This is a genomic window from Priestia aryabhattai B8W22, from assembly GCF_000956595.1.
Taxonomy (GTDB): domain Bacteria; phylum Bacillota; class Bacilli; order Bacillales; family Bacillaceae_H; genus Priestia; species Priestia aryabhattai.
This window is the reverse complement of sequence record NZ_JYOO01000004.1, coordinates 85537-112441: the sequence shown is the minus strand read 5'-3', so window position 1 is coordinate 112441 and position 26905 is coordinate 85537. Positions and strand designations below refer to the sequence as shown.

General features: G+C 36.4%; 37 protein-coding genes. 28 read left to right on the top strand and 9 right to left on the bottom strand.

What is annotated here, in order from left to right; genetic code table 11:
• Positions 1 to 35: 35 nt before the first annotated feature.
• From N178_RS04605 to N178_RS04570, 8 genes are all read left to right on the top strand, one after another.
• Complete coding sequence (locus tag N178_RS04605; protein WP_045290853.1) at positions 36 to 299, top strand: hypothetical protein; 264 nt, start codon at positions 36 to 38, stop codon at positions 297 to 299.
• A gap of 63 nt (positions 300 to 362) precedes the next feature.
• Entirely contained in the window at positions 363 to 1088 is a 726-nt protein-coding gene (locus tag N178_RS04600; protein ID WP_045290851.1) for an ABC transporter ATP-binding protein, read from the top strand.
• On the top strand, positions 1085 to 1912 hold the full coding sequence (locus N178_RS04595; RefSeq protein WP_045290849.1) for an ABC transporter permease: 828 nt from the start codon (positions 1085 to 1087) through the stop codon (positions 1910 to 1912). The genes N178_RS04600 and N178_RS04595 overlap by 4 nt, the downstream gene beginning before the upstream one ends.
• Positions 1913 to 1925: 13 nt before the next feature.
• Complete coding sequence (locus tag N178_RS04590; protein ID WP_045290847.1) at positions 1926 to 2699, top strand: ABC transporter permease; 774 nt, start codon at positions 1926 to 1928, stop codon at positions 2697 to 2699.
• Positions 2700 to 2706: 7 nt separating this feature from the next.
• The gene (locus N178_RS04585) at positions 2707 to 3384 is read left to right on the top strand and encodes a response regulator transcription factor (protein WP_045290846.1); all 678 of its coding nucleotides are present in this window, start codon (positions 2707 to 2709) and stop codon (positions 3382 to 3384) included.
• Complete coding sequence (locus N178_RS04580; protein WP_045290844.1) at positions 3372 to 4835, top strand: sensor histidine kinase; 1464 nt, start codon at positions 3372 to 3374, stop codon at positions 4833 to 4835. Before N178_RS04585 ends, N178_RS04580 begins: the two co-directional genes overlap by 13 nt.
• Positions 4836 to 5490: 655 nt before the next feature.
• On the top strand, positions 5491 to 6213 hold the full coding sequence (locus N178_RS04575; RefSeq protein ID WP_045290842.1) for an FxLYD domain-containing protein: 723 nt from the start codon (positions 5491 to 5493) through the stop codon (positions 6211 to 6213).
• Positions 6214 to 6276: 63 nt separating this feature from the next.
• Positions 6277 to 6603, top strand: a complete 327-nt coding sequence (locus N178_RS04570; RefSeq protein ID WP_045290840.1) for an antibiotic biosynthesis monooxygenase family protein — start codon at positions 6277 to 6279, stop codon at positions 6601 to 6603.
• Between the two features lie 433 nt (positions 6604 to 7036).
• Here the strand turns inward: N178_RS04570 and N178_RS04565 are convergent, their stop codons facing one another.
• Complete coding sequence (locus tag N178_RS04565) at positions 7037 to 7339, bottom strand: hypothetical protein (protein ID WP_045290838.1); 303 nt, start codon at positions 7337 to 7339, stop codon at positions 7037 to 7039.
• Between the two features lie 233 nt (positions 7340 to 7572).
• Between N178_RS04565 and N178_RS04560 the strand changes: the two genes are divergently transcribed.
• Positions 7573 to 8631: a hypothetical protein gene (locus tag N178_RS04560; RefSeq protein WP_045290836.1), complete on the top strand. Its 1059-nt coding sequence runs from the start codon at positions 7573 to 7575 to the stop codon at positions 8629 to 8631.
• A gap of 47 nt (positions 8632 to 8678) precedes the next feature.
• A complete protein-coding gene (locus N178_RS04555) occupies positions 8679 to 9044 on the top strand; it encodes a cupin domain-containing protein (protein WP_045290834.1) in 366 nt (121 codons plus the stop codon).
• Positions 9045 to 9069: 25 nt separating this feature from the next.
• Here the strand turns inward: N178_RS04555 and N178_RS04550 are convergent, their stop codons facing one another.
• Entirely contained in the window at positions 9070 to 9843 is a 774-nt protein-coding gene (locus N178_RS04550; protein ID WP_045290832.1) for a Cof-type HAD-IIB family hydrolase, read from the bottom strand.
• A gap of 14 nt (positions 9844 to 9857) precedes the next feature.
• Complete coding sequence (locus tag N178_RS26905) at positions 9858 to 10028, bottom strand: hypothetical protein (RefSeq protein WP_169746654.1); 171 nt, start codon at positions 10026 to 10028, stop codon at positions 9858 to 9860.
• Positions 10029 to 10134: 106 nt separating this feature from the next.
• Here N178_RS26905 and N178_RS04545 point away from each other — a divergent pair, with 106 nt between their 5' ends.
• Positions 10135 to 10632 carry a hypothetical protein gene (locus N178_RS04545; protein ID WP_045291061.1) on the top strand — a complete coding sequence of 166 codons (498 nt, stop codon included), beginning with the start codon at positions 10135 to 10137 and terminating at the stop codon, positions 10630 to 10632.
• A 62-nt stretch (positions 10633 to 10694) separates the two neighbouring features.
• On the opposite strand, the gene N178_RS04540 is transcribed toward N178_RS04545, so the two are convergent.
• Positions 10695 to 10895: a hypothetical protein gene (locus N178_RS04540; RefSeq protein ID WP_045290830.1), complete on the bottom strand. Its 201-nt coding sequence runs from the start codon at positions 10893 to 10895 to the stop codon at positions 10695 to 10697.
• 169 nt (positions 10896 to 11064) lie between these two features.
• On the opposite strand from N178_RS04540, the gene N178_RS04535 reads away from it, so the two are divergent.
• Both N178_RS04535 and N178_RS04530 read left to right on the top strand, forming a co-directional pair.
• Entirely contained in the window at positions 11065 to 11472 is a 408-nt protein-coding gene (locus N178_RS04535) for a DUF1878 family protein (RefSeq protein ID WP_045290828.1), read from the top strand.
• A gap of 57 nt (positions 11473 to 11529) precedes the next feature.
• Positions 11530 to 11787: a hypothetical protein gene (locus tag N178_RS04530; RefSeq protein ID WP_045290826.1), complete on the top strand. Its 258-nt coding sequence runs from the start codon at positions 11530 to 11532 to the stop codon at positions 11785 to 11787.
• 93 nt (positions 11788 to 11880) lie between these two features.
• Here N178_RS04530 and N178_RS04525 read toward each other — a convergent pair whose 3' ends face one another.
• Together N178_RS04525 and N178_RS04520 are read right to left on the bottom strand one after the other, a co-directional pair.
• Positions 11881 to 12066 carry a hypothetical protein gene (locus N178_RS04525; protein WP_045290825.1) on the bottom strand — a complete coding sequence of 62 codons (186 nt, stop codon included), beginning with the start codon at positions 12064 to 12066 and terminating at the stop codon, positions 11881 to 11883.
• 511 nt (positions 12067 to 12577) lie between these two features.
• The gene (locus N178_RS04520; protein WP_045290823.1) at positions 12578 to 12859 is read right to left on the bottom strand and encodes a DUF4190 domain-containing protein; all 282 of its coding nucleotides are present in this window, start codon (positions 12857 to 12859) and stop codon (positions 12578 to 12580) included.
• Between the two features lie 292 nt (positions 12860 to 13151).
• Here N178_RS04520 and N178_RS04515 point away from each other — a divergent pair, with 292 nt between their 5' ends.
• The 7 genes from N178_RS04515 (at position 13152) to N178_RS04485 (ending at position 17526) form a co-directional block, all read left to right on the top strand.
• The gene (locus N178_RS04515) at positions 13152 to 13442 is read left to right on the top strand and encodes a hypothetical protein (protein ID WP_045290822.1); all 291 of its coding nucleotides are present in this window, start codon (positions 13152 to 13154) and stop codon (positions 13440 to 13442) included.
• 21 nt (positions 13443 to 13463) lie between these two features.
• The gene (gene yidC / locus N178_RS04510) at positions 13464 to 14228 is read left to right on the top strand and encodes a membrane protein insertase YidC (RefSeq protein WP_045290821.1); all 765 of its coding nucleotides are present in this window, start codon (positions 13464 to 13466) and stop codon (positions 14226 to 14228) included.
• 56 nt (positions 14229 to 14284) lie between these two features.
• Entirely contained in the window at positions 14285 to 14524 is a 240-nt protein-coding gene (locus tag N178_RS04505; protein ID WP_045290819.1) for a hypothetical protein, read from the top strand.
• 292 nt (positions 14525 to 14816) lie between these two features.
• Positions 14817 to 15668, top strand: coding sequence for an ABC transporter ATP-binding protein (locus N178_RS04500; protein ID WP_045290817.1), 852 nt, complete (start codon positions 14817 to 14819; stop codon positions 15666 to 15668).
• Between the two features lie 12 nt (positions 15669 to 15680).
• Positions 15681 to 16322, top strand: a complete 642-nt coding sequence (locus N178_RS04495) for an ABC-2 transporter permease (protein WP_045290815.1) — start codon at positions 15681 to 15683, stop codon at positions 16320 to 16322.
• Between the two features lie 239 nt (positions 16323 to 16561).
• The gene (locus tag N178_RS04490) at positions 16562 to 16867 is read left to right on the top strand and encodes a hypothetical protein (RefSeq protein WP_045290813.1); all 306 of its coding nucleotides are present in this window, start codon (positions 16562 to 16564) and stop codon (positions 16865 to 16867) included.
• Between the two features lie 449 nt (positions 16868 to 17316).
• Positions 17317 to 17526, top strand: coding sequence for a hypothetical protein (locus N178_RS04485; protein ID WP_045290810.1), 210 nt, complete (start codon positions 17317 to 17319; stop codon positions 17524 to 17526).
• 563 nt (positions 17527 to 18089) lie between these two features.
• Here the strand turns inward: N178_RS04485 and N178_RS04480 are convergent.
• Positions 18090 to 19136, bottom strand: a complete 1047-nt coding sequence (locus N178_RS04480; protein WP_045290808.1) for a 2,3-butanediol dehydrogenase — start codon at positions 19134 to 19136, stop codon at positions 18090 to 18092.
• A gap of 127 nt (positions 19137 to 19263) precedes the next feature.
• On the opposite strand from N178_RS04480, the gene N178_RS27775 reads away from it, so the two are divergent.
• From N178_RS27775 to N178_RS04470, 5 genes are all read left to right on the top strand, one after another.
• The gene (locus N178_RS27775; protein ID WP_052942372.1) at positions 19264 to 19755 is read left to right on the top strand and encodes a LysR family transcriptional regulator; all 492 of its coding nucleotides are present in this window, start codon (positions 19264 to 19266) and stop codon (positions 19753 to 19755) included.
• An 8-nt stretch (positions 19756 to 19763) separates the two neighbouring features.
• A complete protein-coding gene (locus N178_RS27770; protein ID WP_152640835.1) occupies positions 19764 to 20162 on the top strand; it encodes a type 2 periplasmic-binding domain-containing protein in 399 nt (132 codons plus the stop codon).
• 212 nt (positions 20163 to 20374) lie between these two features.
• Positions 20375 to 20521: a hypothetical protein gene (locus N178_RS27430; protein ID WP_237758403.1), complete on the top strand. Its 147-nt coding sequence runs from the start codon at positions 20375 to 20377 to the stop codon at positions 20519 to 20521.
• Between the two features lie 429 nt (positions 20522 to 20950).
• Positions 20951 to 21088: a hypothetical protein gene (locus N178_RS26900; protein WP_169746653.1), complete on the top strand. Its 138-nt coding sequence runs from the start codon at positions 20951 to 20953 to the stop codon at positions 21086 to 21088.
• Between the two features lie 507 nt (positions 21089 to 21595).
• Positions 21596 to 22858, top strand: coding sequence for a SulP family inorganic anion transporter (locus N178_RS04470; RefSeq protein WP_045290806.1), 1263 nt, complete (start codon positions 21596 to 21598; stop codon positions 22856 to 22858).
• 89 nt (positions 22859 to 22947) lie between these two features.
• Here the strand turns inward: N178_RS04470 and N178_RS04465 are convergent, their stop codons facing one another.
• Entirely contained in the window at positions 22948 to 23892 is a 945-nt protein-coding gene (locus N178_RS04465; protein ID WP_045290803.1) for a phosphotriesterase family protein, read from the bottom strand.
• Between the two features lie 215 nt (positions 23893 to 24107).
• Positions 24108 to 24614, bottom strand: a complete 507-nt coding sequence (locus tag N178_RS04460; RefSeq protein WP_045290801.1) for a CcdC protein domain-containing protein — start codon at positions 24612 to 24614, stop codon at positions 24108 to 24110.
• 255 nt (positions 24615 to 24869) lie between these two features.
• On the opposite strand from N178_RS04460, the gene N178_RS04455 reads away from it, so the two are divergent.
• The 3 genes from N178_RS04455 (at position 24870) to N178_RS25720 (ending at position 26487) form a co-directional block, all read left to right on the top strand.
• Positions 24870 to 25316, top strand: coding sequence for a helix-turn-helix domain-containing protein (locus N178_RS04455; protein ID WP_272946316.1), 447 nt, complete (start codon positions 24870 to 24872; stop codon positions 25314 to 25316).
• A gap of 44 nt (positions 25317 to 25360) precedes the next feature.
• Positions 25361 to 25588, top strand: coding sequence for a hypothetical protein (locus N178_RS04450; RefSeq protein WP_045290797.1), 228 nt, complete (start codon positions 25361 to 25363; stop codon positions 25586 to 25588).
• Positions 25589 to 25746: 158 nt separating this feature from the next.
• The gene (locus N178_RS25720) at positions 25747 to 26487 is read left to right on the top strand and encodes a CPBP family intramembrane glutamic endopeptidase (RefSeq protein WP_045290796.1); all 741 of its coding nucleotides are present in this window, start codon (positions 25747 to 25749) and stop codon (positions 26485 to 26487) included.
• The last annotated feature ends 418 nt before the right edge of the window (positions 26488 to 26905 follow it).

Below are 26905 nucleotides of genomic sequence, written 5' to 3'. Positions count from 1 at the left end.
CCTTAATAACAGATATCTTGAAAGGTTGATAGACGATGATGATAGGCGGTTCTTTACTTATTGCACTGCTGCCAGGTGTACTTATACTCGTGTTAACTTGGCTATTCAGAAAAATGAAATGGAACAAGGTCATTAGAATGAACCCTTCAATACTAACCCTTATGGCTGCGGCTGTTCTTTTTTATATTGGTTATGTAGAAGTAAGAGGCTTTAAAGGTGCGGTCTATTTGTTTTTATCCATGTTTTTGCTTTTATTTGCAGTGGTATCCTATATCGTAGCTAAAAAAACTGTACAATAATTTTTATAAACTTTATAAATTCTTTATAAATCCCTCCTATACTACGTGTAGGGGGGATTTAAGATGAAAAATATTATTTTAGAGGTAAAGAGCGTTTCAAAAAAAGTAAGACGACGTCACTTAGTAAAAGAAGTATCGTTTCAAATTAACGAAGGGGAAATATGTGGACTGCTAGGGCCAAACGGAGCAGGTAAAACGACGTTAATTCGTTTATTGACGGGGTTGATTAAACCAACCGGAGGAGAAGTTTTTATTAATAATAAACATATTGTTTCGCAAAGAAAAGAAGCGTTGCAAAACGTTGGTGCAATTGTGGAGTCGCCCATCTTTTTTCCTTATATGACGGGAAAAGAAAACCTGACAAATTTAGCTCGACTGCATTCATTTCATACAAAGCAAGAAAGGCAGCAAAAAGTAAAAGAAGTGCTTGATATTGTGGGATTAACCGGCAGAGAAAACGATAAAGTTCGAACGTATTCTCTTGGGATGAAGCAAAGGCTCGGAATTGCTCAAGCGCTTTTAGGCGACCCGGAATTATTAATATTAGATGAGCCGGCCAACGGCTTAGATCCAATGGGCGTACGTGAACTGCGCGAGCTGCTTTTTACGTTAAAACGCGACTATAACAAAACGATTCTGATTTCTAGTCATTTGCTGGATGAATTACAGCGAGTATGTGATCAAATTGTTGTAATGAGAGAAGGAGAGTTAATGTGGGACGGCGCTCTGGACCAGCTAGCATCCGGTAAAAATCTTGAAGATGCGTTTGTAGAGCTGGTGTCACAATGAAGGAGCTGCTAGTAGCGGAGTGGGAAAGACTTTGGAAACGAAAAGTGGCGTGGCTGACCTTTCTATTAGTGCCTGTGGTACTGTTAGTTGCTTCTTCTTACCTCAAAAAACAAAATAGAGCACTCACAGTCGATTTACCGCAGTATACGTTTGCCGGAAACTTTCCTGTCCTGAGCTTAGCTGAAATGTTATTTACCGTTTTTAATGCCATGTTCTTAGTTTTTATTACGCTCGTTGTTACCGGAGAGTACCGATCAGGACAGCTGCGAATGGTCATGATCCGCTCTTATTCATTTAAAGAAATTATCATCGCAAAAGCCATAGTGCTTCTGCTGTTTAATTTACTGTTTTTTATTACGTATTTTTGTATGAGCTATATGATAGGCTTTTTGCTGTTTGAACACCCGCAAAGCTACTTTGTGTTTTATCACAGTCATGCTTTCAACATAAAAGAAGCGCTAGTATATAATCTTTCATTCTATGGATATGCCTATTTAACAACTATTGCGATATGCTGTGTGCTGTTTTTTATCTCTGTTATCAGCAAAACAGCCACTACGGCTGTTGGAATAGGGGTTGCTTTTATACTGATTTCCTTTTCATATCCGAATTTATTAACAGGGTTTAGGCAGTGGATGAGTGAAGAGCTTTTTGGACAGCTGTTTTTTACTTCCGTACCGATGATTCAATGGCAGGGGATTACAGTCATGATGGCAGAAAAACCGCAGTTTGTAGGCTGGAATCTGGGTATCTTAGGTTTTTATATTCTATTTTTTAGCGGTTTAACGTATGTAGCGATTCGAAAAAAAGAATCATTTTTATAAAAGGAGAGAAGCGATGATGACAGGACTTTTTATCAGTGAATTAGAGCGAACGTTTAAACGAAAAAAAACAGCGGCTGTATTGGCCGTGTACGTAGGGTTACTTGCTTTTAGTTGGTTCATTTTCTTTCAAAGGGGGGGCATTTCGTTTTTTGATGCGGCTCATGACGTGAAAATTGACTCTTTAAATTCAGCGCCTTTGTTTCTCCGAGACCTATCCTTTGTGATTACGTTTATTGTCATTCCTATGTTTGTGGCAGATAGCTTCAACGGTGAGTACACATCGGGAGCTCTGCGCATGGTACTAATTCGGCCCCACCAGCGTGTGAAGCTGTTTTTTGTAAAGTGGGCGGTTCAATGTTTACTAGTTTTTCTTATTTTGTGTATTACGTGGGTATGGGGGACGTGCCTTGGAAAAATAGCTATGCCTCATGTGAATGAAACGACGTTTTTAGGGGGACATACATTAGGGACTCTAGGGGCGTTGATGTATTCGCTAAAATTTTACGGCATTTGTTTTTGCATCTTTATAGCGGTTATTAGTATCGGGAGTATCCTGAGCGTTCTTATGCCTAATTCTATTTTATCTTACATCTCAACTATTGGTGCTTTAATTGGAAGTGTGTATGTGTCAGATAAACTAAGCTTCTTTTTCTCCGTAACCGATTCTGTTTTTCATGAACTAAGTAAGTCAAACTCTGAATTTTTAGTAAACCTATTATTTCCAATTTTGATTATTAGTCTTATAATAAACCTATTCGTATGGAAAAAGAAAGAATGGGTAGGGTGAGCTGGAGATGAATCAAACAATTTTACTAGTGGACGACGAAAAAGACATTATTTCATTTATGAAAGATGCGCTGCAAGATGAAGGATATGAGGTGGTGTTTGCTTACGAAGGGCAACAAGCGTTAAAAAAGTTAAAAATAAATCCAGATTTAATTGTGCTGGATGTAATGATGCCAGGCATGGATGGCTTTGCACTTTGTGAAATGATTCGAAAAAGCATATCATGCCCCATTATCTTTTTGAGCGCCAAACAAACGGAGCAGGATCGGGTAAAAGGACTATTAGTCGGTGGAGATGATTATTTAGTTAAGCCTTTTAGCATGAAAGAACTAAAAGCCCGGATTTACGCCCATCTGCGCCGAGAGCAGAGAATTAGCAGCAATTCCTATAACAGGCTTCACTTTGGAGAGTTAACCATTGATTTAAATGGGTATCAAATTTTACATAACAATGAAGTAATTCCGTTTACTTCGAGAGAATTTGAGATCATTCATTTCCTCGCTCTTCATCCAGGTCAGGTGTTTACACGTGAGCAGTTGTACGAAAAAGTGTGGGGCTACGACGCGGAAGGAGATTCATCTACGATTACAGAACATGTGAAAAAAATTAGAGCAAAACTATTAAAATATGACGAAACACCTTATATCTCAACCGTTTGGGGCATTGGCTACAAATGGGTAAAATAAAAAAATGGATGAACCGGGCGACGTTAAAAGCGCAGTTTGTTTTATCTTTTCATTTGATTTTGCTGTATAGCCTGCTTGCGACGCTTTTAACGTGGGGAATCGTTATTGCAGTAAACTGGTTTCTTATGCCTGGAGCACTGAATCCCGCAAATTATTATGAAAAACAAATTCCCGATATTCTTCAGTTCGTCAAAGAAAAAGAAGATGCGCTCCTTTCTAAAGATGCTAAAAACCAAGTAGAAGCGGTGATTCCGCTAAAAGGCATGGATTATCAAATTATAAATAAAGAAGGGCAAATCGTGTATGGGTCCATGTCCACTTCATACATAAAAAATAAACGTGATCTTTATTCTCAGGTCAACACCAATATCCATTCAGGTAAATACATTATAAAAGTTTATCCGCTTTTTAATTCAAAAGACGAAGTAAACGGAGCGATTGCGCTAAGATATCAACTAAATATGGCCTCTACTAATCCTAATATTAAATGGATGGTTGCGCTTGTAACATTTGTATCGCTAGTCAGTCCATTTCTTTATTTTTACTTGTTTGCTTATTTGTTTGGAAGACGATTTAGTAAAAAAATTGAACGGCCTTTTAACGAGCTGATGACCGCAGCCAAAAACATTCAGCATAATAATTTAGATTTTTCGCTGTCCCTGACTCAAGACGCAAAAGAATTAAGTCAGCTCTTACATGCCTTTGAAGAAATGCGAAAAGAATTAAAGCAATCGCTATCTAAACAGTGGCAGCTTGAAGAAGACCGTAAACATATGACGGCTGCGATTGCGCATGATTTACGAACGCCTCTTACAATTATTCACGGTCACACCGAAATTTTAGTAGAAGGAAGCAAAAGAGACCCGGAGAGGCTGAATCGATATTTACATACGATCTACACAAATACACAGCGTTCGATTCAACTATTAAATCAGCTGCAAGAAGTATCTGTGATCGAAAATCCGGGCTTTGCCGTAAAGCGTGAGTCTATTAATATATCCTCATTTATTCATGAGAAAGCAGGCGAGTTTCAGCTTTTATGTCAAAAAAAAGAGATTACATTTGTAGCCTCAATTAGTCAAGAAGAAGCATCAAACCAATTGTACGGAGATCCTCAGCGGATTTCTCAAGTGTTAGATAATATTCTTACAAACTGTATTCGCTACACGCCTGAACGAGGGGAGATAGCGTGGAATACCGTCATTGATCACAACGAAGTAATCTTTGAAATACATGATACGGGTCCTGGGTTCACACTATCGAACAAAGAGCAGCTGTTTAAAAAGTTTTACCGAGAAGATGCGTCAAGAACAAGCGGCCACGGAAACTTGGGGCTAGGCCTTTATATTGCTCAGTCCATTGTGAAAAACCATGGAGGAAGCATCACAGCCGATAATAAGGAGACGGGAGGGGCATTGTTTAAGATTGTTTTTCCAATGGGAAAAAAGTAAACGCATAAAAAAAGAACCCTCAAAAAAGAGAGTTCCAAAAAGGGTAAGTAAGAAAGAAATGTACATGTTCCTTTGGGGGGACTGCATCTGTACAGTGAAAGTTATACCCGGTATACACTTGTTAAAACGTTGAAAAATAAACCAATAATGTGAAAAATAGATACATTGGCTTTTACCATTCATAAAAAAAGACTGCAAAGCGGCTGTATACCGTATTCTGCAGTCTTTCTTTAGTTTATTTGCGTAAAAAGTCTCCCATAAATTCATTCACTTTTTCTGCCTGCTCATGCTGAGGGGCATCGTTCACACTCGTTTTGCAGGAATTTCAGCTCTATGGCCATCTCTTTTTTTGCTTCGTTTTCATCTATGCTTTCATTGTTTGAACGTGCGTGACTGCACCCCATTAACCCCAGCGCTAAAACGATTGTAATGGTTCCTATTGTTATCTTTTGTTATCTTGCTTATGCGCCTCATGTTGAAACTCCATTTCTATTTATTTATTACTTGCATATAAAAACTATATCATATAAATGGAATATTTATCTAATTGTAGTTTTAGTAAATTCTAATTAGGTGTGAAATTCCCTTTAGATAAATCCAAAAAAGTATTATAATGGAATTTGTGAAAAAAATAGTATTAAATGGAGGAATCATCATGAAAGTAAGACTGCTTCTAGGAATACTCTTAGCATTCTTGTTCATTCTAGCTGGATGCAACAAGGAAACGGACAATGCCCAGCATAAGAAAGAGAAAACAAAAGATGAAAAAATAAAAATAGTAGAAGAAAAAAGTTATACACTTACAGATTCGATCACTCATAATCACGTACTGAGCTATTCTGCGGTTATAAAAAATGAAAGTGACAAAACGCTTAATGTAAACGATACAACAATAAAATATGTAAACAAAACTGGAAAAGTCCTTGATCCGCATATTATTCCAAGTGACCCCGAAGTTCATCTTGCTCCCTATGTACTAAAGCCGGGCGAGGAAGGGTACATTTCAGCGGAAGGAATTATTAATAAAGAACCAGATACATATAATGTAAAGGTCAAGATTAATCCGATAAAACCTGCAAGTAATGTACAGAGCTTGAAAATTAAAGGCGACGCAATGAGTCAGGAAAAAGAGAATCACATCCTACATATCAAAGGAACAGCTACAAACAATACCAAAGAATCTACTGAATATATTCTGGTTGGTGGAGCCTTATATGGAAAACACAATGAGTTTATAGGAACTACATTTCAATCGGAAGAGGCGCAGCTGACTCCTGGAAAATCTATTTCTTTTGACGCTACTTCATCGCAAATCCCTGATAAAGAACTAGCGAAAGTGAAAACATATAAAGTAGTAGCTTCTACGTATCAAGAGTAAAAGAGTCTTCACATTAGACTCTTTTTGTTATTAATTAGACTTTATTTAAAGGAGGAAATTAAGATGCCTGGAATTGCTAAAACCCCCGAACCGCCTTATTATGCCGTTATTTTTGCTTCTGAAAGAACAGAAGGCGAGAAGGGTTACGGAATAATGGCAGATAAAATGGTGGAGCTTGCATCTAAACAAAAAGGCTTTTTAGGAATAGAAAGTGCCAGAGATCAAGATTTAGGCATTACCGTTTCATACTGGGATTCCTTAGAATCAATAAGAATGTGGAAAGAAAACTCAGCCCATCGCGCAGCGCAGCACAAAGGAAAAAAAGAATGGTATCAAACGTTTTCGCTTAGAGTGTGCAAAGTGGAAAGACATAGTTTTTTTGAGATGTAGGGCGTATATGGTTAATTGTTTTAAAAAGGGGAGAAGTCTTTTATATTTATAGCCACTGTAGGATTTATAGTCGTTTTTATCACTTTGTGTTCATTAGAAGCAATGCTAAGAACGATCGTCAAACAAAACAATAGAATTATTGAATTACTTAAAAAAAGAATAGAGAATAAGAAAATGCTAATGGGCTCAACGTTTTATAATATTATTTCCTGACTTTAGTTCCGGGAAATGTTTTATTTTAAGAGTGCACAAAAAAAACCTCAGTAGGAGGTCTAGTTATTCCTTGTTAACAAAAACACTTATAACAAGCTGATTTACTGTCGTATGTCATCTAGAGGCTGTATTAAAAGCTAATTATAAAGTAAGGCTATATTTATCGTTTCATCAGGAAAGATGAGCTGAACTTCTTTATTTCTTACTTGTGATCTTTCATTTAATCACCGGATTTTTTTCTGTACGTGAGAAACGTTATTAAATATACAACTGAAATCGTCGTTAGAAACACTAGCGGGGAAATGCCATTGCCATTATAAGAACTTTTCCCTTGAAAAGTCCGATAAATGGACTCTACAACATCTAAAATTAGTACACCAATAACGATCATAAATGAATACGATTGAGCCTTCGTGCTGATAAACTTCTTTCTTTCGTCACCTTTTCGCGAAGATGATGAAATAAAAATCAAAATTCCGCAAACTAACAGGATGAATGAATACACAATTTTAACCCAATCCATTTTACTCCTCCTTATTAATAAATGTAAAAAGTATTTTACATTTATTATTGTAGCATCAGTTCCAAAAATGTCAAAATCTTTTTACATTGTAAATTATTTGTATAAAATAATTGGTGAAAAAAATGATTTTATAACACAATGTCACGCTACAAAGTGACTTAAATCAACTTCATTGGTAAAATGGAAGTAACAGGAATTTTTGTTTTTCACCAACTAAACGTGAGGTGGGTTGTTTGGTTCTTCATAAAAAAATAGTTTCTTTTGTCGCTCTTTTTTTACTGCTGTTAGTCATAAGTTCAAATTACGTGTTGTATCACTCTTCTTTTGGACTTCAGTCTTTGCCTGCTGATCTCAACGGAGTAGTAGTAGGTTCTATTGTAGACTTAAGCCTTGTGGCTCCGCTCTTGTTTTTAGCTTGGCAGCGTAAGTTCAGTCTAAAGTACTTTATTGTATTAATGGCTACAGGCCTTATTACTGCGCGTTTTATCATTCCGAGTGAATACTTGGCTTCTTTTCAGTCGGTTATGTGGCTAGGTGTTGGAATAGAAGGAGTACTCATTTTATTTGAACTTTCACTGCTGTTTATGCTAATTAAAAACGTACCGCCTATTTTGAAAAGAGTCAAATCAAACTCTTTACCGCTTTTATTTTCCTTTTCGCGGGCTGTAAACGAAAAGTTCCCCAAACACGCTTTTATACACATACTTTGTTCAGAAATGCTAATGCTTTACTATGCGTTTGGAACGTGGAAGAAGCAGCCGAGTACTGAAGGGAATACGTTTACTCTGTATAAACGCTCCAGTTTTATTACGTTTCAAATTATGATTATTCACGCAATTGTCATTGAAACATTAGGGCTTCATTGGCTGCTGCACAATACGTCTATGACTCTTTCAATCGTTTTACTGATCCTTAATATTTATAGCATTGTTTTCTTCATAGGAGACATTCAAGCATTAAGGCTTAACCCTTTACGAGTGGAAGATGATCGTCTATACATTTCTTTTGGCTTAGCCAAGCGTATGGAAATCTCTTTTAAAGATATTGAAGAAATAATAGAAGACACTCACATCCTCCAACAAAAAGTACCTAACACCACGATTGAATTTATGGCACGCGATTTTGAAACTGTTCATCCTGATCTTTTACTAATACTAAAGTCTCCAATTGAAGCAACGCTTTTTATGGGAATCAAAAAGAAATACCAGCAGGTCGTCATTCGCGTAGATGATCCTCATAGGTTTAAAAAGCTAGTCAAAGAGCGTTTAGAGAAAAATAAGCAAAATATGTAATCATGGAGTGAACCCGAATTTAACTAAACAAAAAGAGGTTATGAACATTGAAAATCTATACATGCAGCAAAGAACAAGGCAAAAAAGTAGAAAAATATCAGTCGCATTTAGCTACTTACGTAAAAATGGCACAAACAAATGAAGCAGCTACTATCGGTTATATGTATATAGAAGGAGAAGGAACAGTAGGATATCACGAAGCGCCTATACCTCAGTTATTTATCGTAGTCGAAGGTGAAGGATGGGTAACAGGAAAGAATCAAAAACGAATACCTATTAAACGTGGAGAAGCGGCACTGTGGGGAAAAGGAGAATGGCACAGTTCTGGAAGTGAAGAAGGTATGACTGCCATTGTCATTCAATCGGAGGAGCTAAATCCTGAAGCATTTATGGAAAGAAAAAAGCACGCTTAGATAAGTATCTAGGCATGCTTTTTTTCTATAGGACTTTAAATTTTTTAAGGGCAAACTCAATCCCGTCTTCACCCGATTGCTTCGTGACAAAATCTGCGGATTTTTTTAACTTATCAGATCCGTTGCCCATCGCAATTCCAAGGCCGGCTAACTCTATCATATCGATGTCATTTTCTCCGTCTCCGAATGCGATAGCCTCGGATTGATGGATGTTAAAATAGTCTAAGACCTTCAGGATAGCTACCGATTTTGTGATCTCTTCTTGAAGCACACTTACGACATAAGGGTGCCACCTTTTAAATAGTAACTGAGGAAACCGCTGTGCATACTGCTCGGCGGTTCTGTCATCCCCATACAAGCACATTAAATAAATGTCTTCATCATAAATACGCTCATTCATTTGAGGATAATTACTGAGCGATAATGTTTCCTTTAGTGCTTTTAAAATATTATCATCTTTGACACCGTTCATGCTGAGCTCTTTTGTATAAAATGAAAGACCGTGATTTTGCGAGGCTGCGTATTCAAAGACTTCGCGCGCAACGTGCTTATCCATGGACAGCTTATGAATGACTTCTTCATTATGTACAGTAAACGCGCCGTTTGCGGTAATGAACGTATCTATACCTAATTCTTTAATTTCTTTACAGAGAGATAAAGGCCTTCCCGTAGCGGCTACGATTTTTAATCCTTTGTACTTTAAACTTTCTATAATCTCTCGAGTTTTAGCGGAAACAGTCCCGTTTTCGTGATGAGTAAGGGTTCCATCCACGTCAAAAAATACAATTTTATAGCTCATAGTAATCTCCTTGTTTAAACAGCTCGATCTTTTTTAACATTTACAAATAATAGTGCACAGACTAAAATAGCTGCTGCATATAAAAACGCAGAAACAACCGGTTTATGTAAAAAAACAGTATGATTGTATGAAGAGTCATACAAATAAAGAGCGGCTGAAAATAGAAAAGGCAGTAGTTTCTTCATGTTGTCACTCCCTGATTTTATTATACATATTTTTCTTGTATTTGTATGTAATCTTAATAAGAGTAATAGTATTTTACATAAGCAAAGAGAAAGCGAAGTGACGAATATGACGATACATCACTATATAGGGTCTCCCTATGAATTGCCTACAGGAAGTTTTGGCACAAAAGAAACGCTGGTGTCTTTACCCGAATTTTCTCCTTTTAATCGAAATCAAAAGAAAGATAAGCTAATTACAATCTATGAAAAAGAAGAAGATGCGTACGGTATTCGTATCAATCGTTTAACTGACGGGTATAGCGAGATAAAGCATGCATTTACCTTGCCATATATCTATGAATTATCTTGTGATGCACATTCTAAATCAATAAGAGAGTTGTTTACTTATATTGAAGAACACCTTATAGAGGGGTGTTACATTGAATTATATTCTTGCTTGGACGGAGATGAAGCGGAAGAAAAAGATTCAAGTCTAGATATGAGTATTAACTTGAAAACGCTATATTTTGGAAAGTATTATAAATTAGACAAAAAGAAGTATATCTATGAATTAGGGGAAATGTTCAAATTTGAAGACAAACAATTTATAGTGGTGTTGAAATGAGTGGGTTAGCCTGTAACTTTTAGGTAAGAGTTATAGGCTAACCAGTTTAAGCAGACTGATATTTATAAAAAAGGTTTAATATACGGAAGACTCAAACCAAAATAAATAATAAACGACATAAGCAAGTAACAGCCAATAACACTTCTTCTAACTGGTTTAGAAGCTTTTTTTAACCAGCCCCAGTGTTTATCATCATAGTCAAAAATAAAGTAGTCCAAGATAACAGATAAAGTGATAATAGCAGCAATTATTAATAAGCCCATATATATCCTCACTTTCAATTTATGAAATTATTCCCATTTACAATAATATACCTCATTATTCTATTAATTACAAAGTCATACTTTTATAAACGGTTTATTAAATCTACTATATTATGGTAAAATTCACAGAGTATAGTAGTATCATTTTTAAAAGAAAGATGGGAAGAAGTTGGATGTCGTAAAAGAAGTAAAGCTATTAAAATATCAAATGAGTCTCATGAAGCACATGATTAACGCAGAGGAACACCCTTTTTTTATGTTTGCGATTGATCATGAATTTGAAGAAAATCAAGTGAAGGCATTCTTAAAAATACTAGGTGTGTTTAGTTGCCGAATAAAAGGTGAAGAAATTTTCGAATGGTATCAAAATGATCAGCTGTTCTCTCAATTTAACCTTTCGTTAGATAAACTATATGCGTCAGAACCACCTACGCTAGAAGAATTAAAAATGTATGTGACTAAAATTTTTTATCAGGAATTTGAACTAGAATATTTATTGTGCAGTTTGAAGAAGCAGTTTATTCAAACCGAAGTTTGCGAAATTTTCCTGCAGCGTTTAAAAACAGATTTGAAATAAATGATTTAAGAGGATTTCAAATCTGCAGAGTTTAAAGGGAAAGGAAGTTTAATTGAAATGGAACGAATTATCAACTTTTGGTCATTTGTGTGTACGTTACTGTGCGTCGTGTTCTTTTTTATCGCTTTTAATCACCCAGCGTTATTTAATATAAATTTTTGTTTGGCAATGATTCTATTTTTCGTCGGCATTGCAGGGTTCTTTGGAATAAACAATTGGGCATCGGCTCTAAGAAGTATTCTAACGGTGGTAATTAGTGCTGGATTAATTCTAGTAACAGGATTTATTATCTTCATCGGCAATCTTTTTTCATAGCAGATACATAAGAGATACTAAAAAAGATTTTCATTTAGAGAACCTTTAGTAAGCACGCTGCAGAAACAATTAAAATAGTAAGCTGACTTAACGTTACTCCTCATCCTTTGGTGTAGCAGCTCCATTCTCGTATATCTTTTCGATAATTTTATACGTAACACCAGTTAAAACAGACAGGATTAGCACCTTTCCTATAAGGTTAAGACCATAGTTATATTTTAGATAGTCTAGTAGTACGGCATATACAAATACGCAGATGCCTAATATGACATGTTTCATAAAAAACTCCTTTGTTATTGACTTAATTTGTCTATATTTTAACGTATAGAAGAGGGCTAAATCGTTAGCCCTCTTTTAAGTAAGCTTGTTAAGTGACCAGCTGTTTTTTAACTCATTTATTTGCATTCAAAAGAATAGTCATTGGTAATTGAATTATGTATTTCTACTATGGCTTCTCCGCCGTTATCATAACATTTTGAGGTGAACGTTTTTATTTCTGTACTATTAAAATAGCTAGAACAGTTAATCAACACAGAGATTACTAGTAATAAAGTAAGTAAAACAATTACTATTTCTTTTATTTTGGATTCAACGATAGGTTTAATTTTTTATTCTCCTTTGCAAGTTACATTAAAAGATATAGGGGTAATAACAATGAGTCATAGTTAACGCTTGAATTTCAAGAGCTTGATTTTCGGATAGTCGAAAATCAAGCTTTTATTCTTTCATATAGAAATTTAAATAATCCTATCTACACCCCGATTTTCTTGCATTTTTTAATTGACCTGTTTTATTCATAGTCAACTGTCGTTCCTGCAAACATAAACGTAATAATTCCCAATACAAAGAACAGCTGAGAAATCACGCCTACTATACTGCAAATCAGCCCAGCAATCGCGAGTCCTTTACCGCTTTGATTGGTAGCAGCTATTTGATTTGATGCTTTTTTGTAGAAGATAATTCCAATAATACCTGTAATAAACCCGATGATTGGAATAAAAATAGATACGATACCTAGAGTTAGAGAAACAATAGAGTTGGTGTTTACTTGAAGTTTTGTGTTAGTTTCCAACGAATTCACTCCCTATGAATGATATTTTTTGATTATACCATAAAAAGGAATAATATCCTTTTTACTAGTGAAAGTAGAAATTTTTAGAATTATATGTGTTTCTGTATATTTTCTATGCGTCGTTTTATTAAACGTAGGATGATATGTACAAAAAGAAACTTATTCTTTGACGTTCCTATAAGGAAATCGGCTTTGTAGAGTATATTTACTGAGATAGCAGATTCTGCGCCATAAAATTAATTAACCTAAATTAAGGAAAATATGATACAATAATCCATAAGGATGTGAATAAATGGAATTGTTTATACCGGATGCTTTTCTGTATGTATCATTTGCGATTATGACGGCATTTTTTGTACATGCTGCTATTAAACTAGCTACATTTCAAACAATACATAAGCATGTTTGTCTGCAGCAAAAAGACATGTATCTTATACAAAACGTAAATCTTTTATGCGCTCAGAATCTCATATGCTGCGTGTATTACAAATTTAAGTTTATACATTCTGTTCACAGACAAGAAGCAATAGGTGAACAAGATGATGAAGGTCCGCATTCGCCAGTATTTTTTTCGTTTGACTAAAAAAATACTGGAGGAATACAGATGTTAAAATATAAAAAAATAATTTTGCTGATTGGCGTTTCTATTTGTCTACTTGCCGGCTGTGATTCAGCAAACGTGATTCAAAGTTCGCACACTCACTTTTTTGATCACTATTTTATTTACCCTTTTTCGCTGCTCATTTTGTTTATAGGAAATACGTGGCTTCATCAAAGTGTTGGTTTTTCGATTATGCTTGTGACGGTTGGCGTACGTATGTTGCTGGCTCCTTTAAACGTTCTTCAATATAAAAATCAGCTGAGCAATAAACGTATACAGCCTCAGCTTCAACAGCTGAAAGATAAGTACAAAGATAAAGATCCTGAGAGTCAGCAGCAATATCAGCGTGAAATGATGGAACTGCTTAAAGAAAATGGAGCCACTCCTCTTATGGGCTGCCTTCCTTTACTTGTCCAGCTTCCGGTCTTTTCAATTATGTACTACGCGATTAGACGAATAGATGAAATTAGCGCATCATCTTTTTTATGGCTTGACTTAGGACATGCGGATCCGTATTTTATTCTTCCAATCGCCGCAGCATTAGCTACGTATTTGCAGACAAGAGTCACGCAAAAGGATGTAGCAGGAATGAATCGATCGCACGCAGTGTTATCTCAAATTCTTTCGCCTGTCATGGTGCTTTCATTTGGGATATTTTCACCGTCTGGTCTCGTTTTATACTGGATGACAGGCAGTTTGTTTATGATTTTTCAGTCTCTTGTATTAAAGAAGGTTTTTCAAGAAAAGGCAGTGCTTGAAGCAAAATGAATAAATTAAAAGGTTGCTCTGCTAGGAGCAGCCTTTTATTGAAAGGAGGGGGTACGGTGAAAAAATATATTCTTTCATTCGGCATAACAATTGGCACCATAGCAATTTTATTTTTTATCGGCAATACATTTCATATTTCGTTACTGTCAGTTCGGTGGATTTATGTAAATGAACCGGAAAATTTTCAAATAGAAACAAAAGGCGGTTTAATACCGGTAGCCGTTGGACTTATTCTTGGCTTTATAACAGACTACGTATTAAGTGAAAAAGAAAAAAAGCAGCGTCATCCATTATAGTGAAGGAAAAGGATCTTTTATGGGAGATCCTTTTTTTATTTGTGATTTGGGTAAAAAGGTAAGTCAAGAATAGTACAGGTAGATGTTGTCATACATATTACGGTCATAAAAACCAAACGAAAGGGCAGCAAACCTTGAGGCTGTCATCGACTTTTTGTAGTTTCCTAGCTATAATTGGTAGTGAATAGTCATTTTTGTAAATAAAAGGTGATTTTGTGCGTTATCAAAGCAACTAAATGAGTTGGATTCTAGGGTTGTGCCTAACTACTAATAGAGAAAGTGAAGTGAGTACATGACAAATCTTTTAGAAGTTAGAAACATGGCAAAAACGTTTGGCCAAAATGAAGTTTTAAAAGATGTTTCTTTTAGTGTACCCCCTGGATCGATTGTTGGATTTATTGGTGATAACGGAGCGGGGAAATCTACGACGTTTAAAGCAGTGTTAGGACTGATTTCGAGAGATAGCGGTACTGTCGAAATATTTGGTGAAGACAATTTAAATAAAGATGCGACGATTAAAGAAGATATTGGAGTCGTGTTTGACGCGATTAATCTGCCGGTTTCTTTAACAATCAAACAGCTAAACAACGTTTTTAAGAAGCTATTTAATTCTTGGGAAGAAGCTGATTTTCACCGATTGATTCATTCTTTTTCGTTACCGGAAGATAAAAAAATACATATGTTTTCACGCGGCATGTCGATGAAATTATCTCTAGCTGTAGCGCTGTCTCACCGTGCTAAATTATTGCTGTTAGATGAAGCAACAGGAGGACTGGATCCCTCGTCTAGAGAGCAAATATTAGATGAATTAAAAGCATTTGTCAGCGATGGCAACAGCGGAATATTGCTTTCGTCGCACATTATGAGCGACGTCGAAAAAATCACGAGCCACCTTGTTGTGATTAAAAACGGTGAGATTTTATTAAATGAAGAAAAAGAGAAAGTTTTTCAGGAGTATGCAATTGCCGTTATGAATGAAGAACAGCTGAACGTACTTCCAGAAGACATAGTAGTAGCAAAAAGAACGTATGATAAATCTTTCCGTGTACTCGTATCCGATAAGCATCAACTGCCAGAAGGAACTGTAACTGAAGCGATGTCGATGGAAGAACTAAGCGTGCTTTTAACAAGGAGTGAACCGTAAAAGAGAGGTCTATTGTTAACGAACTACTACCTCATTCAACGAAGCTTTTTGACGTACACAGCGCTTGCCATAGTTATTTCTGCGGTCATTTTTTATTTTGCGAACCCTTCATTTTACCGTATTATAGCGATGTTAATTATTTTATTGATGGCAATGCCAGCGCTTGAAGTGATCAAACTAGAAAGTAAAACCGGCTATGACAAATACGTGCTTACTCTTCCGATTAGCCGAAAAAATGTGGTGCAAAGTCACTATGTTTTTTACTTTTTAATTGTCGTCAGCGGAACCATCCTATCTTATGCGGTTTTTTCTATGTATTCGATCATTTCCAAAAGTGCAGTAGAGGATATAGTAAATATCGTTTCGTTTGGTACATTTATCGTACTTTTTGCTGGTGCACTTGCTTATCCGCTTCTTTACGTATTCGGAGCAGAGAAATCTGACGGCATTGTACTTGGAGGGGGAATGGGTGGCTTTTTCGTTGCCATTGCTTTACAGGGAGCTGTTGGGTACTTAGTCGAGATATTAGTGGCATCAAGCTTACCGATCGCTTCTTCTTTGCATGTTCCTATCTTGTATACCCTCTTTGGAATGGTGATGTATATTACTTCTTACTTTATTGGGCTGTCTATCTACCAAAAGAGAGAATTTTAGTATGAATTGATTTTGAAGTAAAGACTACAAAGCGTTCCTCAAGGCTATTTATCAATAAATAATTCAAACAAAAAAACAGCCACAACATTTGATAAACTAAGCAAACAAGATCTCAAAAATATAAAGGATATCATTGGCGATAAAGCTTAAGTGATGAGCACTTTTAAAAAGTTAATTGTGTCCTCTAAGCACATGTATTATAGTAAAAGATGCAGTTTTAAAATGTGAAAGGAGATTATATGGGGAATTTGTTTAAACGGGCTTCAAACGTATCAAAAACCGCTTTTATTGCTACACTGATTTTGTATATCATTATTGTAGCATCTTTTATTCCGTCAATTGTATTTGCTGGAGCTTTCTTTGCTATAGTAATTAAAATAGCAGCAGCACTTTTAATCTTAGCAACAATCCTAGGAATGATTTATTCGTTCTTCATTAAAGGCGGCCAAAAATTTCTTTTTTTACTGTTACATGCCGCTTCTTTATTGATTGTTTTGTTTAGTATCTCTGCTTTTATGCTTGCTAAAAGCGCTGAGTTGACATAGTGAAGAGAAATTACATATGCAAAAAGGCAGGAGAAATCCTGCCTTTTTTATTTTTGTATGATTTCAAGAGGGGGCGTATATTCTGGAGAGGCGCCGCTCACTATTTGGCTAAACTTGTTTAGCAAGAAGAAAAGAAGGAAAAGTAAGAAAAAAGGAGATGTGATAATTTGGAAAAAATCATAATTATGGCAGCGAGTATGGGTTTTCTTTTCTCTTTTTTATTTTTACCCTGTTATAAGTGAAAGCAAGGGGAAACCTTTGAGTGAAAGCCCAACCTATATGGTGAAAGGGCTAGCCGTAATCGTTCTTTTAGCCAGCGCTATAACGGGAAGTCATTTTACCTAAACAGGATTGTGCTATTACTCGGTGCATCTCTTAATTGCTGACAAATAAATCATATGCTGCCACGATCAAGCTAGGTGGGGTGAAAAAGAGGGGAGGCTAATACAATGAAATGGTATAGGCACGCGCTCATTCCTTTAGCTATAGGCTTTTTGAGCTTCGTCTGTTTTGTCATTTATAGTAAGGCAGCGACAAATCCGAGTCTTCAGATGAACCAGGCGCTGTTTATTTCGATTGGTATATGTATTGGAGCAGTTCCAGTATCCTTTTTTGTAGAGTATCAAAAGAACAAAGACAATAAAAAGTTTTATAGCTAAGTTATTTGCCGAATGCCCCTTAGCTCTTATTTTTATTGAAATGGATGTGATAATCTGTTTATTCTTGTGAGGATTGGTATTTTTGCCTTCGTTATTTTACTGCACATTGCCTTTCGAGAACTGGTTTTGTATGCCCATGAAAAACAAAAAACTTCCCCAAAAGAAGGACGAAGGATATTAAGAAGGATATTAATAGGAGGAGTTTTGGTTATTTTGATTATCCTGTTATCCATCTTAAACTTTTTAAAGTATTACTACGGTGCTTAAAAAGAGCAGACATGTGTATTTTATATCTGTGTGATCCTCATCAATTAACCTATTGGTACGTCAACGCTAAACTAGGCAACTTTTTGTAGTCCATGGGATTCAGGTAACCAAGCGTCTCATGGATTCAAATGTAATTAGATCAATGGACATCGTTATGTAGTTTACTTGTTAATTCTTCTAAACTGTCAAACTATGTTAGGGGAATTTTACACATATCTCGGCTGGACCCGATTAAAGAAATAAAAAGCCACTAATTGCTATTAGTGGCTTAGAGAAATCCTCATTCTTGATGATTCTTATTGCTGTTCCGATTTAACCAAAATTTTAACTTGGTTTTTTTCTTTAATCAGGCTTTCAAACCCTTCTTCAATTACATCGTCTAGGGCTATCTTTTTGGTTACTAACTTTTCGGCTGAGAAGTAGCCTTTTTGCATAAGAGACAATACTGCTGGGAACACGTTACGATAGCCAATGATTCCTTTAACAGTTCGTTCTTTAATTACAATATCATTCGGTAGAATTTCTGCTCCTTTTTCCCATATGCTAACGATAATAGTTTCTCCGCCAATTCCTGTAGATTGGATTGCTTGACGTAATACAATAGGTACACCTGTTACTTCAAATGATACATCTACGCCACCGTCAGTTAATCTAGCTATTTCGGCTACCGTATCTTCAACTTCAGCAGGATTAATGATGATTGCTCCTAATTCTTCTGCTTTTGCTTGTCTTTCTGGGGATAATTCAACTGCATAAATATCGGTTGCACCTGCTGCTTTCAACGCTTCAATGACAAGAAGTCCAATAGGTCCACATCCAAATACAGCAACTTTGTCTCCTGCTTTCACTTTACTTGAACGTACTGCATAAAGAGCTACTGCCGCTGGTTCTACTAAAGCACCTTGTTCATAAGATAAATCGTCTGGAAGTTTGAATAAAAGTTCTTCGTCTACTGCAACATATTCACTAAGACCTCCACCGCCTCCGGCTAAACCTAAGAATCCCATTTGTTCATCTAGGTTATAAGCACCTTGGTGTCCATGTGTAGCAAAGATTGGCTCAACTACCACACGATCACCAACTTTATAATGGGTGACACCTTCTCCAACTTCTACTACTTCACCTGAGAATTCATGTCCAAGCGTTACTGGAGCAACCTCATTAGTGAGAGGGTGCGGTCTATCAACTGGAATAAAGATGGGACCACCTAAGTATTCATGTAAATCACTACCGCAAATTCCACACCATTTAACTTTCATTTTTACCTGACCAGCCTGTACAACCGGTTCATTTATTTCTTCAAGACGAATATCTTTTTGATTATGCCATCTTAGCGCCTTCATATACTACATCTCCTTGTGTCATTTCTTTTACTATACCTATAAGTATACAACTAGATATACTTATGGTAAATTTAGTTAATATTAATGATTGTTAAGCAATACTTAACTAAAAGAAAAAGAGGGCATTATGAATATTGAACAATTAAAATATATGGTGGAAATAGGTAAAACTGGTTCATTAAAAGAAGCAGCTGATAACCTGCATATTACGTTACCTGCACTAAGCCAATCTATAAAAAATTTAGAGAAAGAACTAAATATAATCATTTTTCATCGTTCTAGAAGAGGATCTATTCCAACTGAAGAAGGTCATAGGTTAATTGAAAAGGCCAACTCTGCTTTATTGAAAATTCAAGAATTTATGGATGAAGCAGAAGCGTATACAAATACCATGAATGGTGAAATAAAGATTGCAACCTACCCAGGACCAATGGAGCTCCTCGTTCACTTAATAACAGAAATTAAAAGAGAATATCCGAACATAAAGGCTTCTGTCTATGAAAATAGCACCGAGTACATTATAGATAAAGTTCTAGATGGGGAGGTAGATGTAGGGTTTATTACTTATACAGAAAAAGAAGAAAAAAGTATCGGAACTTGGTATTTAAAAAGTTATTAGATGGTCATATGGTAGCTGCAGTAAATAAGAAGTCGCCATTAGCCAAACAAACACTCATTACTGAAGAGATGTTAATTAACCAGCCCATTGTTTTATATAACGACAAATATATTCAGGAATTTATGAAAGGTTTTAGCTCACTGCCATGTGATATCTTGTTTACTACCAATAATGTAGATACCATTCGTAATACGTTGGAAAATAATACGGCAATAAATATAGGATTTGACTATGCGTTTAGAACAGATGCCGGCTTATCTAGAAGTGATCAATATGTAGTCGTTAACTTTGCTCCTCCGCATTATAAAACTTATTCTTTTGGGTACTTTTATAATGCCAATAATGGGCTTTCTAGAATAATAAGAGAATTCTTAAAGCGGATTCATAGAACTATAGTAAGTAAATAATGAATTATAAAGAGTGAAGGTTAAAAAAGAATTATTTCAGAAAGAGGGAAATGTGTGAAGCGTCATTTAACCTTGCTTTTATCGTTATGTAGTAGTTTGCTTGTTTTTTTATTGTCACTGTTTCAATGGGATTTAGATAATCGTATAGGGAAATACGTAAGTCCGTATATATGGTTATTCTTTGTCATTCCTTTCTAACGCTGTGGACAGGAATGTATCTGTTTAGCAGTGGAAAGTGGCTGCCTTTGGCTATTCAAGTGATAACCGTTATGCTGTGGTTCTTTATTCCGTTTGAGCAGCTTAATTTAGACATAAACTTTAAACTCCACCAGCAGCTAAAATACAAAGTGGCGCCTTGAAACCCGAATAAGCCAACTACCCATGGCTTATTCCTTTACCCAATGAACCCGACAACTCATCGCTTGTTGATTTACCTAAAGAGTATGCGAGCGTATCTAGAGGTCGAGATGATGTCGCAGTAGAAACCAAAGGAAAGGGGACATCCGTACTTTTCTTTACAAACCTTGGAATCTTAGGTCATTTCTCAGGCTTTGTTTATGACCCAAAAAACCGTAAACCTTCATCAGGCGATTTTGGTCTGAAGTTTGATGAAATAGAAAAGGTACAAAGAAATTGGTATTATATCTCTTATTAGTAAAAAAACGAGCCTGGGACAAACGTATGTTAGCTCAAGTGAAAAACGGACCCTTGATCAACATGTTTGATGGGTGGTTCGTTTTTTTTGTTAGGATGAACGTAGGTTTCACCTGTTTAGATTTTTCTAGCAGTTGATTGAAGAGCAAGGCGAAGACTCCTGCGGGAAGAGCGGGACAGATGAGACCCCGCAGGAGCGCAAGCGACGAGGAGGCTCAGCGCCCGCCCGCGGAAAGCGAAGCCTTGCACGGAAATCAACTGCGGTGTTATAAGCGGTTCAGCTCATGTATTGTATCTCATCTGTTCGTCTTTAGGTTTCCGATAACTTGTTTTATGGTATGTCAACACTAAGCGAAACAATTTTTTTAACGTGTTCAAATTTGTGATTAACGGGACTCATGCAACCGAGCGTCCTGTAAATTCGAATGTAATTAAACCGATGGAGGTAGTCCTGTCGTCTACTTGACCTTAAAAATCTGTGCAGCCGGACCACATAGACTCTATAGTTACGATAGGGTCTAGTTATCCTGCTTTATTTATAAGTAAGAAACGCAGTTTATCTGAAAAATAACTAAAAGAATAAAAAGTAAGAATTTTTAAGGAAATTTTAATAACTGTCTAAGAAACTTCTAATTTCTCCTTTATTTTTTTGTAAGCTGTCTCCTTTAAGATAGAAGTAATCGAGTAGCCCACCTTATTTTGAGAAAGCTCAATAAGGTTGTATGACGAAAATACGAATGGGTAACCTCACTACTTAAAATGGAGGCTGATGTACACTTATGAATCTAGAGGTTTTTCGAAATTATTCCTTACAGCATTTGAAGAAAGATATACTATCGGGTATTGTTGTTGGCATTATAGCTATACCTTTAGGGTTAGGATTTGCGATAGCTTCTGGAATATCGCCTGTTACAGGACTTTATACAACGATTGTAGCGGGCTTGCTAATTGCTATTTTAGGTGGATGTAGGTTTCAAATCGCGGGACCTACGGGTGCGTTTGTTCCTGTTTTATTAGGGATTGTGTTGCAATATGGCTATGAAAATTTATTAATTGCCGGCTTTATGTCCGGAATTCTCCTCATTATCTTTGCGCTCTGTAAAGTAGGAGCTTTAATCAAGTATTTTCCGTCCTCTATTATTGTAGGATTTCAGTCGGGAATTGCGCTGATTATCTTTAGCGGGCAGATTCCAAACTTCCTTGGGCTGCACGCGATTGAAAAATATCAGTATTTTCATTTGAATATAAAAGAGATCTTTGGTAATTTACACTTCATCAACATCTATAGTATTGCTACAGCAGGGTTGTGCTTAGCTACGATTTTAATTGTGCTTTACTTTTCACCTAAGTCACTGGGAATGTCCTATTTACTTGGAATTGTTGTATCCACCGGCTTGGCATCTTTTTTCTTTGCAAATCAGTTTGAAACCATTGGTTCCATTTACGGAGAGATACCTCGTCACTTTCCGGCGCCAGCGTTTCCAGATATAACAGTGGAGAGGGTTGTCACTCTTTTACCTTCTGCATTTGTCATTGCTATACTTGTAGGGTTACAGTCTTTGCTGACAGCTCGCGTTGCGGATGAAATGACAAAATCAAAGCACAGCAGCAAAAAAGAACTGATTGGCCAGGGAATTGTCAACATGGTAACGCCGATGTTTTCAGGTATTCCCGCGGCAGGAGAGATCGCAAGAACCGTTACCAATATTAAAAACGGCGCTTCATCTCCAATTGCAGGAATCACGCATGCTATCTTTGTGTTGATTGTGCTGCTAGTGCTTGCTCCGTATGCTTCATACGTGGCGCTTGCCAGTCTCGCGCCAGTTTTGATGGTCGTAGCGTGGAACATCAGTAAAAAAGAACAGTTTGCAAAGGTAATAAAAGAAAAATCGTTTCATTCATTGGTTTTACTTACGACATTTTCATTAACGGTGTTTACAAACCTGACAATCGGGATCGCCGTTGGATTATGCCTGTCGGGTGCAAACTTTATGGTGAAAAAGAGTCAAGAAAAACAAAAGCTATTAAGAAAAATTGGTTAATATAAGCATATAAAATAATACGCGTAAAAAACCCCCACGGTAGGCTTAGACAGTGGGGGTTTTAGTAGTAATAAAAAAGGATGTCCCAATTACTTTCCTTCAAACCAACAGCGGGCGTTATCAAAAAGCATGTGCTGAATCTGCTGTTCGGTTACGCCTTTTCTTTTTAATTCCGGCACTACTTCTTCTAATACAAAGCTCATTGACCATTTTGGAAAACGTTCTTCAATTACGCCTTCTGGAAACCAGTCCATTGTACAGCAGTAGTCTTGTGATAGAAACATGCGGTTTGAATAGCCTTGTTTAGCCAATTCAATGACCGTTTCATTTCTATTTTCAGTTGAACATTCTCTTGTCAGGCCGTAGCGGTCCATACCGATAAAGGCATCTTGCTTTAATATGTTTGAAATATACTCGAGGTTATCCGTATCTCCCGTATGTCCAATCAGAATTTGATTTGGATTAGCGCCTTCATCGAGTAAGATGTCCAGCTGCTTTAAGCCTGTGCCGCTTGCAGGATGTGAATGAGTCATAATTGGCACGCCCGTTTTTTTATGAGCTCGTGCTACGGCACGCATTACTTTTTCTACATCAGCCGTTACGCCAGGTGCATCCGTGGCGCATTTTAGAAAACCTGCTTTGATTGACGTGTTTTGAATGCCGACTTCAATGTCTCGAACAAACAGGTCTGCCATATAGTCAATGCTACGCGTTTGAAAGTGGGTAGGGATGTAGTTATACGTATAAATTCCTGTGGCTGCGATGATTTGAGTATCCGTTTCACGGGCAATTTTTTCAATGAAACGAATATCTCGCCCTTGTTCCATCACCGTCGGATCACAGATCGTGTTGACTCCGAGCTTCTTCGCACGATTTACTTGTTCTACTGCTTTTGCAACTTCTTGTTCCTCATCATATAAATGAGGAAACTGGGCGTGAACAGATTCAGAACGCACGCGCATATGTTCATGGATTAGTGTTAGCCCTAGTTCGGACGTATCGACTGGGCCTGTTACCGAATTGATAAATGTCATGTTACGATTCCTTTCATCATATACCTGTAAATCAAACAGCGGGTGATTAGGTACAGTTTTACTATAATCTCTTTTTATAGATAGACTTCTGTTATAAAAAACACATATTGCATTATACAATATATATGTTGTCTTACACAACAGGCGTAACTTTTACTCACTATGACAAAAAATCCTTCTTTCCAAACAGGAAGAAGGACTAGTTATATTGATCATTACCCAGCATTTACGCTGTAATTATCACCATTTAGTTTACGGAATTTTAAATAGCTGCCAACTCTCCAAATAACAATATATATAAAGGCTAGCGTCATTGTTAAGACCGCGAAGTCTATCGAGTCTAATCCTTTGAAGTACTGGCTCAAAGCCATTCTTATAAAAATAATGGCGATAATTACATATTTAAAATTTTTGTTTGGCTTTGAATAAATAAAGCCATCTTCTCTTACTTCATAGTCTGTTTGGCTAAGCATAATGAGCCCGAATATCACACCTAATACACCAGCAATCATCATCTCCCAGTAGGGTGGTAAGTGAAATGATTGGCCCGGTATGTGCATCAGTTGACTTAGACTAAGTGAAAATGCAATCAATATGAAAAAAATAGGTGCTAGTATACCAAGTCCATTCTTTTTAATGGGCTTGTTTTTCTTTTTCATCTTTCTCCAAATAATAAATCCGATAAGAGCGACAACAAATAGATAAATAAGCAGCATTTCCATCGTCAGTTTGCCTCCTTTTTCATTTCTATGTTCGTACAATCCACTATTTAGTATAAACACTAAAGGGCTGTAGATAAAAGTGCATTCTTTCATTTTTTACACATGAGAATTCTCACTATTTTTTAGTGGTATCGTTTTATGGTTTATATGTCTCATTACTGTTTCTTTCTTTTTTACCACAATATGTTAGAATTGTAGAAAACGAGAAAACGTAGTGCAAACAAATTTTGTTTACACGCTGCCATAGTTATAGAGGTGAATGAGTTGAGGTTAGGAAATCAATTAAAAAAATTAAGAGAAGAACAAAAGATGTCAGAAGAAGAGGTTGCTGAGCAGCTGAGTGTATCGGTACAGCACATACATAAATGGGAAGATAATCAGAGCTACCCTGATATCCAACAACTTTTAAACTTAAGCGACATCTATGGAACAACTATTAATGAGTTTATTAAAAATGATGTTGCATTACAAAACAGAATAAACATTCAGGAAGAAGAAAAAGAAGACGACGATAAGCTACTTCACCCAGGCTTTTATATCGGAATTGGCCTCATGTTTTTTGGTAATTTTCTGAGTCTCATCATCGGCAATCTTATGATTATGATGGTGACAAACATCGTTGGAATGTTAATTATCTGTTTTTATAAAGAAATATTAAAGCTTTTGAAAGGTGTCAAAAAAGATTTTTATGAACAGAAATAAAAAGCAATGTTATGTAATAACACAAAAACGATGAGGTGTACAAGGTGAAAGAGTTAAATTTAAATTTTATGACCATCTCTTTTTTATGTTTAGTCAGCTATTACTTATTTCGAGTGGGAGTATACGCTTTAGCGAGAAAGTATGTAGCTAAAACGTCCGAGGGAAGTGCTTTGAATTGGGCTGTAAATGTACTTGTGAGAGGCGGTAAAAAAATGAAGTTTGGTGACTACGTCACATGGGTAGGGTTTTGTGCATTTTTGTACCTTGTGTAATCACAGTAAAAAAGGAGGAACGATCTTCTTATTTTAAAAGGAAGAAGCGTTGCCTCACATGATCTTTGAGCTCGAATGATAAAAAGGTGAAAACATATAAAATCCTTAAAACGAATATAGGTTATCAATGAAGCCTAAAGCAGAAAGGTAGTGTAGTGATGATCAAGTCAAAGCTTTTATGGAAAGTTATTGGCCTAGAAATCTTAGTTATCTTTTGGTTTGTGGTAAACGGTGCATACGTGAGCATGACGCATCCTACTGCACATTATCTTCAGTTTTTAGGAGTTGTCCCTTTAGCAATAGGAATAGCTTTTTATCTAACAAAAACAAAAAAGTGGCAGCATTTTTTCTCCTTTCAACAAAACATGTCCTTTAGAACAAGAATCCTCGTTCTTTCTCCGCTTCTTTTGTATTTGCTTATTATCCTCATCGGGAACAAAGGTGTATACGGAAGTTCCACTGTTGATCTTGTTCTTATTTTGCTTACCCAAACTCTAGTCATAGCATTTGTAGAAGAGATGGTATTTAGAGGGTTTATGCTGAATTTGCTGTTAGCAAAAAGCTATAAAGTGGCGATTCTTCTATCATCGTTTCTATTTGCCTTTACGCACAGTTTGAATATGCTAAGCGGTCAATCGGTAGCAAATACAATTTTTCAAATTTTATTTGCATTTATTATTGGGTTGGTACTGGCTTTGCTAATCGTTTACGGTCAATCGATTGGAATTACGATTGTATTCCACGGCTTAAATAATTTTCTCCAGTTTACAAGCCCTGTTGAAGCTAACGATTCTTTACTTATTAATTACGCGCTGCTTCTATTTTTAAGCGGATATGCCTTCTATTTATGGAATCGAAAATCTGCTTTATCTGTTTCTCAACATCAGATTAGTAGCTAGTCAAAAGAGACTGCAACAACAGTATTTTAGTTAAAGAAAAATCTGAACGATGAATGGAGATTCTTGATGGAGAATCAAACTTGTTCGGATTTTTTGTTGTTGTGATGAACGTAGGTTTCGTTTATGTGGGTGGGTGCTTCTAGCAGTTGATTGGAGGGCAAGGCGAAGACCCCTGCGGGCTCACCGGCCGCCCGCGGAAAGTGAAGCCTTGCACCGAAATCAACAGCGGGCAAGTGACCTATACTAGCTCCTTTGTCCAATTTGCGCGTCTTTAGATTGAATTGCTTTAGTTGTTTCTCACTATCTTTTTAGTATTTCGAAGCAGGGATTAATTTACCCAAAGCTGAATAACTTCTATGGCTAGTGTGACTAAATTTAATTTGTTGAGATCTTATTAAACGCAAAAGGGGAGAAATAG

What these genes read in the sequence shown, in the direction of transcription:
- N178_RS04540 (WP_045290830.1), bottom strand. Translation starts at nt 10,895, where the DNA reads ATGGGCTTATTAATAATTGCTGCTATTATCACTTTATCTGTTATCTTG.
- N178_RS04500 (WP_045290817.1), top strand. Translation starts at nt 14,817, where the DNA reads ATGACAAATCTTTTAGAAGTTAGAAACATGGCAAAAACGTTTGGCCAA.
- N178_RS04470 (WP_045290806.1), top strand. Translation starts at nt 21,596, where the DNA reads ATGAATCTAGAGGTTTTTCGAAATTATTCCTTACAGCATTTGAAGAAA.
- N178_RS04565 (WP_045290838.1), bottom strand. Translation starts at nt 7,339, where the DNA reads ATGGATTGGGTTAAAATTGTGTATTCATTCATCCTGTTAGTTTGCGGA.
- N178_RS04460 (WP_045290801.1), bottom strand. Translation starts at nt 24,614, where the DNA reads ATGGAAATGCTGCTTATTTATCTATTTGTTGTCGCTCTTATCGGATTT.
- N178_RS04605 (WP_045290853.1), top strand. Translation starts at nt 36, where the DNA reads ATGATGATAGGCGGTTCTTTACTTATTGCACTGCTGCCAGGTGTACTT.
- N178_RS04545 (WP_045291061.1), top strand. Translation starts at nt 10,135, where the DNA reads ATGACGATACATCACTATATAGGGTCTCCCTATGAATTGCCTACAGGA.
- N178_RS04590 (WP_045290847.1), top strand. Translation starts at nt 1,926, where the DNA reads ATGATGACAGGACTTTTTATCAGTGAATTAGAGCGAACGTTTAAACGA.
- N178_RS27775 (WP_052942372.1), top strand. Translation starts at nt 19,264, where the DNA reads ATGAATATTGAACAATTAAAATATATGGTGGAAATAGGTAAAACTGGT.
- N178_RS04595 (WP_045290849.1), top strand. Translation starts at nt 1,085, where the DNA reads ATGAAGGAGCTGCTAGTAGCGGAGTGGGAAAGACTTTGGAAACGAAAA.
- N178_RS04515 (WP_045290822.1), top strand. Translation starts at nt 13,152, where the DNA reads ATGGAATTGTTTATACCGGATGCTTTTCTGTATGTATCATTTGCGATT.
- yidC (WP_045290821.1), top strand. Translation starts at nt 13,464, where the DNA reads ATGTTAAAATATAAAAAAATAATTTTGCTGATTGGCGTTTCTATTTGT.
- N178_RS04480 (WP_045290808.1), bottom strand. Translation starts at nt 19,136, where the DNA reads ATGAAGGCGCTAAGATGGCATAATCAAAAAGATATTCGTCTTGAAGAA.
- N178_RS04525 (WP_045290825.1), bottom strand. Translation starts at nt 12,066, where the DNA reads ATGAAACATGTCATATTAGGCATCTGCGTATTTGTATATGCCGTACTA.
- N178_RS04580 (WP_045290844.1), top strand. Translation starts at nt 3,372, where the DNA reads ATGGGTAAAATAAAAAAATGGATGAACCGGGCGACGTTAAAAGCGCAG.
- N178_RS04485 (WP_045290810.1), top strand. Translation starts at nt 17,317, where the DNA reads ATGAAATGGTATAGGCACGCGCTCATTCCTTTAGCTATAGGCTTTTTG.
- N178_RS25720 (WP_045290796.1), top strand. Translation starts at nt 25,747, where the DNA reads ATGATCAAGTCAAAGCTTTTATGGAAAGTTATTGGCCTAGAAATCTTA.
- N178_RS04465 (WP_045290803.1), bottom strand. Translation starts at nt 23,892, where the DNA reads ATGACATTTATCAATTCGGTAACAGGCCCAGTCGATACGTCCGAACTA.
- N178_RS04585 (WP_045290846.1), top strand. Translation starts at nt 2,707, where the DNA reads ATGAATCAAACAATTTTACTAGTGGACGACGAAAAAGACATTATTTCA.
- N178_RS26905 (WP_169746654.1), bottom strand. Translation starts at nt 10,028, where the DNA reads ATGAAGAAACTACTGCCTTTTCTATTTTCAGCCGCTCTTTATTTGTAT.
- N178_RS04550 (WP_045290832.1), bottom strand. Translation starts at nt 9,843, where the DNA reads ATGAGCTATAAAATTGTATTTTTTGACGTGGATGGAACCCTTACTCAT.
- N178_RS04575 (WP_045290842.1), top strand. Translation starts at nt 5,491, where the DNA reads ATGAAAGTAAGACTGCTTCTAGGAATACTCTTAGCATTCTTGTTCATT.
- N178_RS04570 (WP_045290840.1), top strand. Translation starts at nt 6,277, where the DNA reads ATGCCTGGAATTGCTAAAACCCCCGAACCGCCTTATTATGCCGTTATT.
- N178_RS04530 (WP_045290826.1), top strand. Translation starts at nt 11,530, where the DNA reads ATGGAACGAATTATCAACTTTTGGTCATTTGTGTGTACGTTACTGTGC.
- N178_RS04490 (WP_045290813.1), top strand. Translation starts at nt 16,562, where the DNA reads ATGGGGAATTTGTTTAAACGGGCTTCAAACGTATCAAAAACCGCTTTT.
- N178_RS04600 (WP_045290851.1), top strand. Translation starts at nt 363, where the DNA reads ATGAAAAATATTATTTTAGAGGTAAAGAGCGTTTCAAAAAAAGTAAGA.
- N178_RS27430 (WP_237758403.1), top strand. Translation starts at nt 20,375, where the DNA reads ATGTATCTGTTTAGCAGTGGAAAGTGGCTGCCTTTGGCTATTCAAGTG.
- N178_RS27770 (WP_152640835.1), top strand. Translation starts at nt 19,764, where the DNA reads ATGGTAGCTGCAGTAAATAAGAAGTCGCCATTAGCCAAACAAACACTC.